This window comes from Paenibacillus sp. LjRoot56 (assembly GCF_964253335.1).
Lineage (GTDB): Bacteria > Bacillota > Bacilli > Paenibacillales > NBRC-103111 > Paenibacillus_E > Paenibacillus_E allorhizoplanae.
Window position 1 is genome coordinate 1,017,811 of the sequence record NZ_CAXURV020000001.1, and the last position, 11,708, is coordinate 1,029,518.

Consider the following 11,708-nt stretch of genomic DNA (forward strand, 5'->3'; position numbering starts at 1 on the left):
GATCTGAACCTTCAGTGTCCAAAGTGAGACAAAAACAATAATAAGACTCCAAATCATGCCTATTCACTCCATTTGTTCAATAAAAGATTCAACAACTGAGCCTGTACGGCGGATTCTGGATTGCACAGTCACTTGAACAGGAAGATCAACAAAAGCTTGATCCCAGTTATCTTTTATTAGATTCCATTGCTTATAATTGGCACGATGAATGGCGGCTCCGAATCCGAAAATATCTGACTTGTAAGACTTTGCTTTGGCCACAGCGTCTAGGATTGTCTGCTTAATTTCTTCATTTAATTGTTCTTCGATGGCTTGTATCGTATAGGTGGAATTTAAGTTCAATCTACAGGCTACCTCTCCGATATTCGCCTCGACTCGAACATTGACGAAGGCCTGAGGTTGTTGATCTACAAATCTTGCTTTGATTTTGGACCTTGTACTAATCAATTCTATGGACATTTTGCCACCTGCTTGACACGGAAGCGCAACAACCGTACTTTGAAGGTTACCTAGGGCATAATTGTAGCCTTTGCTTTCTCTGTCTGTTAACCATCCAACAAACTGATCTTGATGGAAAACACCTAGGCTCTTAAACTCCAAAGTTGCGGGAGGAAGAACAGAATTTAAATTTTCGCGGGACTTCGCTTTTGTCACGTCCCCTTTAATATGAACACTAGAAAGCACGGGATCTTTACCTGGATCCACGAGATCGTAAATAAGTTGATGCAAGTCAACATTTGTGGTAACTCCCCAATTTTTCTCGGATGAGATGAGAGAAGAATAGAGCTTGTTAGCAGGAATTTTCTCCAGTGGAGTCAACACTTGTAAGATATCATTGGCTGTAGCATTTCTAGCTAATAAGATATTGAAGTCTGAGCGCAGTTCGTGATCTCTTGATAAAATATCCAGCACCTTGGAGATACCCTCTCCAGCCAGTTCTTCTCCTAGGATAAGTATACGTAGATGGGAAGAAAGAATCTTACGTGGTGAGCTCGTTGTCAACTTGCGAAATGACTCGAAAATCGTGCTCCCACTGCTAATCTGGAGTGTCACAACGGGCTGTCGCTGGCCAACACCTTTCGATGACGTGATTTCATCGGAGTTGAGTAATTGGACGGAAATATTATAATGATCCCCTTGTTTATCGATGCCAATAGCTGTTGCTAAGGAAATCTGATCAAGCTCCTTACGGTTCCAACAACCCGTTAAGATCATCAGGAGGAGGATAATAAGTACAGCTCGTTTCATCATGGGTATTGATCACCTTCCCCGAATTTGGCTGATCACGCTTAGGATTCTGGTTTCCGTGGGGGATTATCTGTTTGTTTCTGTCTATTGTTTGGACTAATATAGCTGGGACGCTTCAGTAATGCCCAATGTGGGAGGCGAATGACATTATCCTTCTGATCTCCCAGATTGTAGGGTGCGAATGGAGCTAGGTAAGGAACGCCAAAAGAACGCAAGCTGCATAAATGTAGCACCAAGGCAATAATGCCAATGAGTATCCCGTATAGACCAAGAGAAGCAGCGAAAATCATCAGGATGAAACGGATCATCCGAATGGAAATTCCCATGTTAAAGGAAGGGATAATAAAGGTAGAGATGGCTGTTATCGCCACGATAATAACCATTGCTGGTCCCACTAATCCAGCTTCAACGGCGGCTTGTCCAATGACAAGCGCACCAACAATAGAGACGGCTTGCCCGATGGCACGAGGCATTCTGATTCCGGCTTCCCGTAGGATTTCAAATGTAACTTCCATAAGAAATGCTTCAACAAACGCAGGAAAAGGGATCCCCTCCCGATGGGCGGCAATATTAACGAGCAGTGTTGTCGGAATCATCTCTTGGTGAAAGGTCGTTACCGCAATATAGGCAGCAGGAGCAAGTAAGGCAATCATCAGCGCTATATAACGGAGAAGGCGGATTAATGAGCTAATATCTGACCTTTGGTAAGAATCCTCTGCTGCTTGCATAAAGTGCGTAAATACGGCAGGTACAAGGAGGACAAATGGTGTGCCGTCTACCAAGATTGCGATTCGCCCCTCTAGAAGTCCTGCGGCAACTACATCGGGCCGCTCTGTATTAAATATGGTAGGGAATGGCGAATAGGCTTCATCCTGGACGAGTTCTTCAATGTATCCACTTTCGAGAATCCCATCAATATCGATCCGTGCTAAGCGAGAGCGAACTTCATCTACAACGCTGTCATCTACAAGCCCTTTGATATACATGATGGCAACATCGGTCTGAGTTACACGGCCAATCTGTCTGGTTTCCATCCATAGATGAGGATCTTTAATTTTCCTTCGAACTAAGGCAGTGTTCGTGCGCAACGTCTCAGAAAATCCCTCGCGAGGACCCCTTACAACGGTTTGAGAGGAGGGCTCGGTAACCCCGCGATCTTTCCATTCACGTGTACTCGCGCAAATCCCTTCATTATAACCATCCACTAAGATGACCGTATCGCCAGATAAAACCATATGATAGAGCGTTTTAAAGTCAGATGTACCTGTGATCTCACCTGATTTCAATAAGTATTCTTTGATGAGAGATAACGGTGGTATGTCATCTAGTTGAGGTAGAAGGATATCTCCGGATCGATAATCGATAAGAAGGGAGTCCAAAATGTCTTTGACATTGGCAAGGCCATCCAAATAAATGATGGCAGCCTTGCAGGGTGGATTGGATGGAATCGTCATTCTTCGAATAACGAGATCGGTGCTATGACCCAATCCTTCTCCTATCGTGTAAAGGGTCTCTTCTAGGTTACCTGACATGGTATGAATGAGAATGTCTTCGCTATTGGCAGCTATATCCGGTTGGTATTTTTGTTTCAGCAATTTTTGCATGAAGGTAAAGATAGAGTTCTTCATGTGCGTACCACCCTGATTTGTTTTTGTTACTATTGCCTAATGTTGGGTATTCCACTCATGTTTTTTCTTTTCCGCCTCCAGATGTAGTAGAATAGAGCCACAGCAACAAGAAGGGAGTCAAATCGTGACGACAAGAAGCTTTAACGATTTTCAATTAAGTGAGGATATTACGCGTGCGCTAACTACACTAGGTTACACGCAGCCGACAGATGTGCAGCATAAGGTGATTCCGATCGCACTGCAGGAGCGGGACCTAACGGTCAAATCCCGCACGGGAAGCGGGAAAACGGCGGCATTCGGCATACCGATCTGCGAGCTGGTAGAGTGGGAAGAGAACAGGCCGCAGGCCCTCATCCTGACGCCGACACGGGAGCTCGCTGATCAAGTGAAGCAAGATATGACGAACATCGGACGTTTTAAGCGGATTAAAGCGGTTGCTCTGTATGGGAAGCAGCCTTTTGCCAAGCAGAAGATTGAGCTGCATCAGAAGTGCCACGTGGTCGTTGGTACACCAGGGCGTGTGTTGGATCATATTCAGAAAGGGACGCTGGATGTAGAGCGCCTGAAATATCTGGTCATCGATGAGGCGGACGAAATGCTGCGGATGGGCTTCATTGAACAGGTTGGCGCAATCATTGATGAGCTGCCGACGGATCGGATGACGATGCTCTTCTCGGCAACCTTGCCGAAGGATGTAGAGCAGCTGTGTCATCAGTATCTGCGGAAGCCGATCGATATCGAGATTGAAACACCGGAAGCAGCGAAGGTTCAGATCGAACACACTCTCATCACTGTAAGGGAGAACGAGAAGTGGCCATTGCTTCAAAATGTGCTCGTGATGGAGAATCCGGAGAACTGCATTATTTTCTGCCGGACACAAGAGCATGTCGATAAGCTCTACAACCAGCTCGATCAGCTAGATTTTCCTTGTGATAAGATTCACGGCGGCATGGTTCAAGATGATCGTTTCCTTGTCATGAATGCATTCAAGCGAGGAGAGTTCCGATTCCTCGTGGCCACGGACGTCGCGGCGCGTGGGATCGATGTGGAGGACATCACGCATGTCATCAACTATGATCTTCCGATGGAGAAGGAAAGCTACGTCCACCGGATCGGACGAACAGGACGAGCAGGGAAGACGGGCAAGGCGATTTCGTTCGTAACGCCGTATGAGGACAAGTTCCTTGCGGATATCGAGGGCTATCTAGGCTTCGAAATTCCAAGGAAGGATGCACCAGATTCCGAAGAGGTTGCCGCAAAGCAAGCAGCCTTCGATCAGAAGATGCAGGCGACGCCTGTCATCAAGCGGGATCGCAGTGACCAGTTGAACAAGGGCATCATGAAGCTCTATTTTAACGGGGGCAAAAAGAAAAAGATTCGCGCCGTCGACTTTGTCGGCACACTCGCCAAGATTGAAGGTGTCACCGCGGAGGATATCGGCATCATTACGATTCAGGATAATGTGTCGTACGTCGACATTTTGAATGGCAAAGGGCCGATGGTGCTCAAGATCATGAAGAACACAACCATCAAAGGGAAACTGCTGAAGGTGCATGAAGCGAATAAGTAAGGATGTAGGAGACCAGAGGGCCAAGTGGCGTTCTGGTTTTTTTGCGCTCGCTCTGTAACGGTGATTTCCACGCGTACATCAAGAGTCCGGAGCAAAGGGGGATTAGCAGGCCTATAAGGGGGATTGTGGCCACTTATAAGCCGATCGCATGCTCCCATTTCTAATAAAAATTGACCCTGCAGGTTAAAATATTACTCGAAAGGGTCAATTCTGTGACTTATCCATGAATCGCACACAAGGTAGACTATAGAAAACACGACATGGGGTGAATTTCATGGCTAACCATATACAATCGCAAGCAGGCAGTATCCCAAGAACCAAAGTGAAATCTAAACAATCTAAACAGCAAATTCGAGAGAATTTGGCCGGATATCTTTTTGTTAGTCCCATGGTCATCGGCTTATTCATTTTTACGTTATTTCCAATCATCGCTTCCTTCTTATTGAGCTTTACCGATTGGAACTTTGTTGCCGGGTTTTCCAAGGTGAAATTCCTCGGATTGGACAACTTTACAAAGCTGATTCATGACAGTGTCTTTCTACTTTCATTGAAAAATAATTTGATTCTGATGGTCGTTGTTCCGTTAACGCTCATTGTTTCACTGGTTTTAGCGGTGTTGATTGATAAGCAAGTGTATTTCAAAGGTGTTTTCAAAGTTATCTACTTCATTCCTTATATTTCAAGTGTTGTTGCGGTAGCGATCGTATTTCAAGTTCTCTTTCATCCTACGTACGGACCTATTAATCAGACATTGATGGACTGGGGCTTTGCGAATCCGCCAAAATGGCTGGCTGATCCTGATTATGCTTTGTACTGTGTGATGGGGCTGATGGTGTGGATCAATATTGGGTACAACATGATTATTTTCATGGCAGGACTTCAATCTATTCCGAAAGATCTTTATGAAGCTGCTGATATTGACGGGGCATCAAAATGGAGGCAGTTCTACGGCATTACCGTGCCTTTATTGTCGCCAACTACGTTCTTCTTACTCGTTTCGGGTATTATCGGAACGTTCAAAGTTTTCGATGTCATTTCCGTACTTACGAATGGCGGTCCTGCAAATTCAACAAGTGTTGTGGTATTTCGTTTATATGAAACAGCCTTCGTTAACCTACAATCTGGTTATGCCTCTGCGATGGCGATTGTTCTTGTGATTCTGGTTCTCTTGATCACGCTAATTCAATGGTTCGGCCAACGTAAATGGGTCAACTACTAAAATAGAATGGAGGTTCACACATGGATAACAAAAAAAGTACCAAAAAGATAATTGTAACGATACTGATGGCTCTCTTCGGCATCCTGTTCATGACGCCATTCCTTTGGATGATCTCAGCATCCATGAAACCAGAAGCCGACGTATTCATTTTCCCGATACAGTGGATTCCTAAACATTTTAGCCTAATTGAAAATTATAAAACAGTTTGGACGACGAAATTTCCGCTGTACTACTGGAATTCGATTAAGGTTTCAGTCATCACGACAGCATTATCCGTACTATTTTCATCCATGGCAGCTTACGCTTTCTCCAAAATTAAGTTCCGTGGTTCGAATGTTCTCTTTGTTCTCGTTCTTGCTATTTATATGATTCCAAGTCAGGCGATTCTGGTGCCGCAATTCCTTCTGCTTCGTTCGATGCACCTGTACGATACACATTTAGGACTTATTCTTCTAGGATCGTTTAGTGTACTGGGTACGTTCATGCTGCGTCAGTTCTATCTAGGTATCCATGATGAGTACATGGAATCTGCAAGGATTGATGGTGCAGGTCATGCCCGCATTTTCTGGACCATCTGTACACCGCTTGTACGTCCTGCGATTGCAACATATGCGATTCTGCGCTTTATCTGGACGTGGAATGATTACCAGAATCCATTGATTTTCCTAAGAGACAAGTCGTTATTCACGCTTCCGCTAGGGATTCATTCCTTTGCCGATTTAAATGGCGAGTTCTACTCCCTCATCATGGCCGCATCCGTTTCTGCGATCTTGCCATTGTTGATCATTTTCATCATTGGACAGAAGCAAGTTATCGAAGGAATCTCCATGGGTGGGGTAAAAGGTTAAACACCAGTTACAAGCAAGATGTCAAAATAAGAGTGCATGAGGTTAAAATATTGCCTCGTGTGCTCAAACTAAGTTTGTTACGATTCGTCATGTAAAGGTTTTCAGTTTGCGAAACATCATACAAATATCTTCTTGGAGGGGTTCATATGAAAAAGAGTTTACTCGTTTTAAGTGGTGTTCTAGCGATCAGTGCTGCACTTGCAGGTTGCGGAAGTAAAAGTGAAGATAACGCTGCATCAACGACAACGCCTGGCGGTACAGCAACATCATCAACTAAAGCGCCTGTAACGATTAAAGTACAAGCATGGTATACAGAAGCTCAAGGTAACTGGAACAAAACAGTAGAAGCCTACAATGCAACTCACCCGAACGTTAAAGTCGTTTATGAGAGCATGTCTGAGAAAGGTGATTCCCAAGAAGGGATGAAAAAGCTTGACCTACTAGCTGCTTCCGGCGAGCAAATGGACGTTGTGATGTACTCCAGTGCTTCCGATTTCGCACAACGTGTAGGAGCAGGTATCCTAGAGCCGCTTGATGAGTACTTGAAAAAAGATAACATCGTTGTCAAAGACGAGTACAAACTTGATCCAGTTGTTAACGGTAAATACTATGCGTTGCCTGGTAAAATGATCGAGTGGTTCGTTCTTTTGAACAAAGATAAATTAGATGCAGCTAAGCTTCCAGTTCCAACAGAATGGACTTGGAATGACTATGCGGAATATGCGAAAAAATTAACTTCAGGCGAAGGCGCTGCGAAACAATACGGTTCTTACTTCCATAACTGGAAAGATTACGCGCTTCTTGGTTTGAACAACAACATGGATAACCCTTACTTGGTGAAATCCGATGGTACTGAGAACATTGATAACCCACAAGTTCGTTTCTCCTTGAACCTGCGTAACCAATTGGAGAACGTGGATAAATCGTCCGTACCTTACTTCGAAGTTGTTTCGCAAAAAATGGCTTACCGTGACGTATTCTACGCAGGTAAAACAGCTATGCTAGCAACAGGTAACTGGATGGTTGGTGAGCTAGCGCAAAACGCGAAATTCAACACGGTATTTGCTCCGTATCCGAAATATGATGCGAAAGATACAAACGGTTTGACTGAAGTAGGCGCTGACTTCATGGGTGTAGCTGCAAACTCCAAGAACAAACAAGCGGCTTATGACTTCGTGAAATGGTACACAACAGAAGGAATCCAAACACAAGGTCTGTTCTTCTCCGGTTGGAAAAAAGCAGATATTAACAAAAACGTAGACGCGATCCTTGCAAGCGGCAAGCCAGATCAAGTGAAATTCATTGACAAAACTTCCTTGCTGTCTACTTTAAAAGTGAACAAATCTACAAAATTGGTTGTTCCTCCAACTTATGCCTTGCAACAAGAGAAAGAATACTTAACGCAAGTTGAGTTGTTCTTGACAGGCAAACAAGATTTGGAGAAAACAATTTCAACAGCAAAAGCTAAAATTGAAGACATCAGAAAAAGTAATGCAAAGTAATCGGTAACGATTAGGCTAACTTTACTGGTATAATGTGTATAGGAAGCAAGAGGAGGCCATAGGGCCCCTCTTTTTTCCCATTTTATTGGGGAAGGCGGGAAACGTTAGTGCTGCAATGGTTTCGCACATTATCACTTCGTAATAAATTAGTACTAACGATTCTGATTTGTCTGGTGTTACCGTCAATCGTATCAATGAATGTGTCGAATTTGCTTACACGGGATGCTGTTCGAACGCAAGTCGCCGATAATGCGCGACAATCGATGCTCATTGCGAATCAGATTGTTACCGGGCAGATGAAGAATATGTTGTATATGATGAATTTCGTTCAATTTGATGTGGATCTTCGGGAGCCCATATTGAACTTAAGTCATGCGGACGAAACAACCTCCATTGGAGATCTTTATATCAGTCAGAATACGATAAATAAACGGATAGACACGGTCATTGGTCCGTTGGAAAATTTAGTGCTAACGCTACTCCTCCCGAATGGGCAGTACTATGCGACCTATACGACAACTAATTTCGATCCGAAATCCTTTTTTGAGAAAGCGTGGATGCGGGATGTCATGCAGTCAGGCGGGTACAGCGTGAAATGGATTGGAGCTGAGTCTAATTACAGTCAGCAATCTTCACAATCCTATCTATTAGAAGCTGTTAAGCCACTTCGTCTAAATGGTGCTACGTATGGGTACGTCATTGTTGGTCTCGAACCGAGTGTAGTGCAGAAATTATTTGCGCAATATGAGGATAATGAATCGATGGTTATCATCGATGCACAAGGCAAAATTTTGGTAGATAAAGATTCAAGTCAGATCGGTAAGCCTTTCGCCTATTATGATCAACTTCCTCCGGAAGAGGGCACGTCCTTCGTGAAGGTAGCTGGTGAAGAATATATCATGCAGAGTGCTCAAGTCACACCAGAATGGAAGCTCGTAAACATGACGCCGTATAAAGCGGCAGCACAGCAAATCCAGTCTTTTCGAAAGACAGATTTCGGAATCCAATTGGTGTTTCTGTTCTTGTTCGCAGTTGTGCTGCTCTATGTGGTCCGTACATTGACGAAACCTATTGCCAAGCTTGTCCAAACCGTCGTGCGAATCGAGTCTGGTCAATTGAGTGAACGATCTAACATTAGTGGCGGGGATGAAGTCGGTCGGCTCGGCTATGTATTTGACCGGATGATCGATAGGATCGAGTTGACGCTCTTCGAGAATAAGCGAGAGCAAGAGCTCAAGCGCAAAGCAGAGTTGGCAATGCTTCAGGCGCAGATTAATCCGCATTTTCTTTTTAACGTATTGAATTCCATTCGTTTGAAGATCATGATGAAAGGCGACGAAGAGAATGCGGAATTGATCAGCTCATTGTCTGCTCTTTTGCGTATGACCATCAATCGCAATAACGAATACATAACGCTCCATGAAGAGATTGGGATCAACGAGCACTACGTTCGTTTATTGAATTCGAGGCACGGGGATCGGGTTATCCTGCGAGTATCCGCGGCTTCGGACACCCTTCTTATTCAAATTCCGCGTTTCCTGCTGCAGCCGCTTATTGAGAATGCTTATATTCACGGCCTTAAAAGTAAAGCAGGTGAAATAACGATTATTTCCCGAATTGCAGAGGATGGTAGACTGCAAGTGGAGATTCAGGATTCCGGTGTTGGCATGACCCCAGAGCGGTTGTTGGAGCTTCGCAATCATTTAGAAGCCACCCCAATACTGCCTGTAGTGGAAGAAGCGAGCAGTCCTTCCCTATCGGGCATCGGTATACATAATGTGTTTGAGCGACTTCGGATGATTTATGGTCATCGTTTCGATTACGATATTGCAAGCAGTCTGGGACACGGCACTCAGATTATTCTGCTCTTTCCACAGCAACCAGAGAAGGAGGTGTGACCTATGTACACCGTCATGATTGTAGATGATGATATTCCAGTTCTTGAATTTCTGAAAACGACGATAAAATGGGAAGAGCTCGGCTATCAATTGACTGGCGTTTATGCGAGTCCTCTGGATGCGCTGAAAGCAGGTCAGCAATCCAAAATAGATGTATTGATCAGCGATATTGGGATGCCTGAGATCAATGGGTTGGAGTTAATTAAGTCCCTCCGCGAGGAGGATCCGAACGTGAAGGCTGTGATTCTCTCCTGTCATGATGAATTTCATTATGCGCAGGCGGCCGTTAAACTTTCGGTGAGTGAGTACATATTGAAGGAAACGATGAATGTCAGCAATATCACAGAGGTATTGACCAGGCTTAAGGAGCAATTGGATGCGGAGGATCGGCAGCAGTCGAAGAGTCGCAAGCTTGAGAAAGAGGTGTCGCAGCAACGTGGCGCATCCAAGCGTCAATTTATCCGAAGCACCGTGAATGAGCCATTATTCGATGCTGTAGAGTGGAGTGCCAAAGCGGAGGATTTTGGGATAAGGCTTACGAAGCATGCGGTCCTGCCTGTATTCGGCTATGCCAATCGGGTGAAAGAGGCGAATAGTCGGTTTCAATCGACGGATTTATTCGAATATACGATTCAAAATATCGTGGAAGAACTGCTCGTGGATCAAAAGGAAGTGACCCTGTTCACCTACGATACAGGTGAAATTGTATTGTTATTCCCGCATTTCTCAGAGCTGCATGTAAACAACAGCCAGAAGATGGAGCAGACGCTTCGACAGCTGCAGGCTTGCTTGCAGAAGTACGCGAAAATCTCCTTTTCGTTCATCACAGGGACTCCGGTGAAGGATGTTCGGGCGTTGAAGGATCAATTAATCCGCATGGTGGAGGCTAAGGCGATCCGATTCTACATGCCAGAGTCCTCGATCAGCAAGCTTGAACATTTGCGGGAAGGATTCGGGGACGGCGGAGAACTGCTCGCTCAGTATGCGCAGGCGTTGGATGAGTTCCGCGGTGTGGTGTTCGATGAGCGTGCAGAAGGGATTGATGCCTTCGTCTCGAAGTGGGTCGATTACATCCAGTACAATCGGTTCCGCCCCCTTGAGGTGAAGGATTGGCTGCTCAAAATGATCCTCGATGTGCGGATGCGCCTCAAGTCGCTGCAGCACTATCAATCGACGTTTTCCTCGGAGTTGCTGCATCATGATGTGCACGAATTGTCCTCCATTCGCGAAATGGAGCTGTGGCTCAAGGATTATTTGCAGCAGGCCATCGAGTGGGCGGGACAAGTGTATCGGGAATCTCATAATCGTGAGATTCTGGAGTGTCAGCGGTTCGTATACAACCATCTCGATACGAAAATATCACTGGAAGATGCCGCGGCGCATCTGCATCTGCACCCAAGCTACTTGAGCCGTTTGTTCAAACGGGAGACTGGTGAGAACTTCATCGAGTACGTGACGCGGATGAAGATGGAGAAAGCGAAGGAGCTTCTGGAGATCACGGATAAAAGCGTGGAACAAATCTCGGATATGCTCGGCTACGAGAATAAGAACTACTTCGGCAAGCTGTTCAAGGCGCATACCGGCTTCGTGCCTAATGCGTATCGGGGGCAGACGAAGGGGAGCTAGTGCCCTCCCCCGCCCCGACTCTCCCCCAATATGAGTAGTGAGTAATAAGAGCAGTATGATATGAGTGTAATGAGAGTAATTGGAGAGTAGTGAGGTTAAAGAGAAGAATGTGGGGAAAAGTGGAGTAATGTGAAGTTGGAGGAGAATATGGAGTCATGTAGCAAGGTAT

General features: G+C 45.1%; 8 protein-coding genes. 6 read left to right on the top strand and 2 right to left on the bottom strand.

Going from position 1 to position 11,708, the window contains the following annotated elements; translation table 11 throughout:
* Nucleotides 1-63 precede the first annotated feature (63 nt).
* Entirely contained in the window at nt 64-1,251 is a 1,188-nt protein-coding gene (locus ACSQ8O_RS04700; RefSeq protein ID WP_436240623.1) for a Ger(x)C family spore germination protein, read from the bottom strand.
* Between the two features lie 38 nt (nt 1,252-1,289).
* The gene (locus ACSQ8O_RS04705; protein WP_436240624.1) at nt 1,290-2,876 is read right to left on the bottom strand and encodes a spore germination protein; all 1,587 of its coding nucleotides are present in this window, start codon (nt 2,874-2,876) and stop codon (nt 1,290-1,292) included.
* A 124-nt stretch (nt 2,877-3,000) separates the two neighbouring features.
* Between ACSQ8O_RS04705 and ACSQ8O_RS04710 the strand changes: the two genes are divergently transcribed.
* The 6 genes from ACSQ8O_RS04710 (at nt 3,001) to ACSQ8O_RS04735 (ending at nt 11,539) form a co-directional block, all read left to right on the top strand.
* Nucleotides 3,001-4,446 (top strand): DEAD/DEAH box helicase, encoded by a 1,446-nt coding sequence (locus ACSQ8O_RS04710; RefSeq protein WP_436240625.1) that lies wholly within the window; start codon nt 3,001-3,003, stop codon nt 4,444-4,446.
* A 274-nt stretch (nt 4,447-4,720) separates the two neighbouring features.
* The gene (locus tag ACSQ8O_RS04715) at nt 4,721-5,665 is read left to right on the top strand and encodes a carbohydrate ABC transporter permease (protein WP_436240626.1); all 945 of its coding nucleotides are present in this window, start codon (nt 4,721-4,723) and stop codon (nt 5,663-5,665) included.
* Between the two features lie 20 nt (nt 5,666-5,685).
* Nucleotides 5,686-6,513 carry a carbohydrate ABC transporter permease gene (locus ACSQ8O_RS04720; protein WP_436240627.1) on the top strand — a complete coding sequence of 276 codons (828 nt, stop codon included), beginning with the start codon at nt 5,686-5,688 and terminating at the stop codon, nt 6,511-6,513.
* Between the two features lie 146 nt (nt 6,514-6,659).
* Nucleotides 6,660-8,015, top strand: a complete 1,356-nt coding sequence (locus ACSQ8O_RS04725; protein WP_056611880.1) for an ABC transporter substrate-binding protein — start codon at nt 6,660-6,662, stop codon at nt 8,013-8,015.
* A 107-nt stretch (nt 8,016-8,122) separates the two neighbouring features.
* Nucleotides 8,123-9,913: a cache domain-containing sensor histidine kinase gene (locus ACSQ8O_RS04730; RefSeq protein ID WP_436240628.1), complete on the top strand. Its 1,791-nt coding sequence runs from the start codon at nt 8,123-8,125 to the stop codon at nt 9,911-9,913.
* A gap of 3 nt (nt 9,914-9,916) precedes the next feature.
* Nucleotides 9,917-11,539, top strand: coding sequence for a response regulator transcription factor (locus tag ACSQ8O_RS04735; RefSeq protein ID WP_436240629.1), 1,623 nt, complete (start codon nt 9,917-9,919; stop codon nt 11,537-11,539).
* Nucleotides 11,540-11,708: the final 169 nt, after the last annotated feature.